At 65.5% G+C, this 2,026-nt stretch carries 2 protein-coding genes; one reads left to right on the top strand and one right to left on the bottom strand.

The genetic code is table 11. The features are described 5' to 3' along the window. Positions 1-609: arginase family protein (locus AHiyo1_RS23835; RefSeq protein WP_172465747.1), on the top strand; the 609-nt coding region annotated here is incomplete at its 5' end. A gap of 6 nt (positions 610-615) precedes the next feature. Here the strand turns inward: AHiyo1_RS23835 and AHiyo1_RS23830 are convergent. After that, the coding region (locus AHiyo1_RS23830; protein ID WP_113990764.1) for a DUF5605 domain-containing protein at positions 616-2,026 on the bottom strand (1,411 nt) is incomplete at its 5' end.

The raw sequence follows: 2,026 nt of genomic DNA, 5'->3' as shown, positions 1-2,026 counted from the left end.
CGGAACTGCTCGGACGGCGGCAAGCTCACGGTGCTGCTCGGCGGCGGGCACGAAACTGCTTTCGCCAGCTACCTGGGTGTGGCTGGCTCGGAGACCGTGAGGGGCGGCAAGCGCCTCGGAGTCCTGAACCTCGACGCGCACTTCGACCTGCGGGACGAACCGGTGCCGAGCTCAGGCACGCCGTTCCTGCAGATGGCCCGGGCGGAAGCCGCCGAGGGCCGCGAACTGAACTACGCCGTCGTCGGAATCTCCGAGCCCAACAACACGCGCACCCTCTTCAACACGGCGGACCGGCTGGGCGTGAAGTACCTGCTGGACGAGGACTGCTCTGCGGAGGCCGTGCACGATTTTGTGGCACGGTTCCTGGACAGCGTGGACGTGCTGTACCTGACGATCGACCTGGACGTGCTGCCGGCGTCGGTGGCTCCCGGGGTGAGCGCGCCTGCGGCGTATGGGGTGCCGCTGCCCGTTATCAGCGCGGTGTGCAAGCAAGTTGCCACGAGCGGAAAACTCATGCACCTGGACGTCGCCGAGCTCAACCCCGAGTTCGATATCGACTCGCGGACCGCCAAGGTGGCCGCGCGCCTGGTGAACACGCTGCTGGGGTAGGCGGGGTTAGCCGAGGGCGCGGAGCCTGACGGCGATGAACTGGCGGCCGGGGAGCTCCACGCGGAAGCGCCCTTCCACTGCGTCCGGCAGGGTGTCAATGCTCATGTTCCAGGTGTCGATGATGTCCACCTCGTAACGGCGGCCAGCGGGCATCACGAAGTTCCGGTAGGTGGGCTGGTTGAAACCGAAATAGCTGATCTCGTACTCGTGCCGGATCCCGGCCGTGGGGACGTCCCAGGCGCTCGGCAGAGGCTCAAGGAATCCGCCCGGGGTTTCTTCGAGGATGCGGCGCAGGAAAGCGATCCGCTCCGGGCTGCTGCCATGGAATTCGCCGCCCTTGGCCCACCACAGCACGTCAGCAGGGTGCATGTACGTTTCGCCGTGGCCCACGTACCCGCCCCGAACGGCCCCCTCCCAGAACCGCCGGGTCATTTCCTCGCCGGTGATGTTTCCCCAGCCCTGATCAATGTTGCCCTCGTACGCGCACTCGTCGATGACCACCGGTTTCTGCCAGCGTTCCCGCCATTCCCCGGTGAATTCAGCCGTCTTGTGGACGTCCTGGCGCTGGATGCTGCTGTGCGTAACCCATGGCCGGGAGTAGTCGTAGAACGCGTGGCAATTGTGGATGGACAGCAGGTGCCCGCTCGGGTCATTGGCCTGGACAATGCCCGCGAAGCGCTCCCAGTCCTCGGTGGTCTTGCGGAACAGGAGATCGTACTCGTTGGCCAGGGACCACCAGATGTTCCGGTGCGAAGCCAGCCGGGCCACGACATATTTCAGATAGCGGTCATCCCGGCCCGGGCTCATCGTGGAGAAACCCCAGCGGTCGTACGCGTGGAACAGGATGAGGTCCGCCTCGATCCCCAGCTCCTCCAATTGCCCGATCCTGTGTTCCAGGTGCCGGTAGAACTCCGGGTTGGGCCGGTCATAGTCGAAGCCGGCAGCGAGGGATCCTTCGAAGGGGTAGAACTCCGGCTCGTTCTCGTTGAACAGGTAGGACTTCGGGAAAACGCACATGCGCATCTTGTTGAACGGACCGGCCGCCAACGTATCCAGGGTCTGCTTCTCCAGCGCATCGCCCTGATGGGTCCAGGCGTAGGAGGTAGTGCCGATGGGCAGGTACGGGCTGCCGTCCTCATAGGCGAAGTGGAAGGTCTTGGCCACCCGGACCACGCCCTTCGCCCCGGCAACCGCCTCGCGGGCCGTGAACGCGCCGGTAACGCCGTCCAGCGAGCGCGCGTTGCTGGTGGTGGTGAACGTCCACTCCCCCGGGCCCGGAACCAGGAGCCGGACCTTGTAGCTCCCGTCGCCGTCGTAGAAACCGGGCACACTGAGCGTGTCACCTGACGGAGAAGTGAACACGGCACGGAGTTCGACGTCGGTGAATGGGTTGCCGTGCGACGGACCGGCCAGGGTG

Origin of the sequence: Arthrobacter sp. Hiyo1, from assembly GCF_001263615.2 — a bacterium.
GTDB lineage: Bacteria > Actinomycetota > Actinomycetes > Actinomycetales > Micrococcaceae > Arthrobacter.
This window is presented reverse-complemented; position numbering and strand designations above follow the sequence as displayed.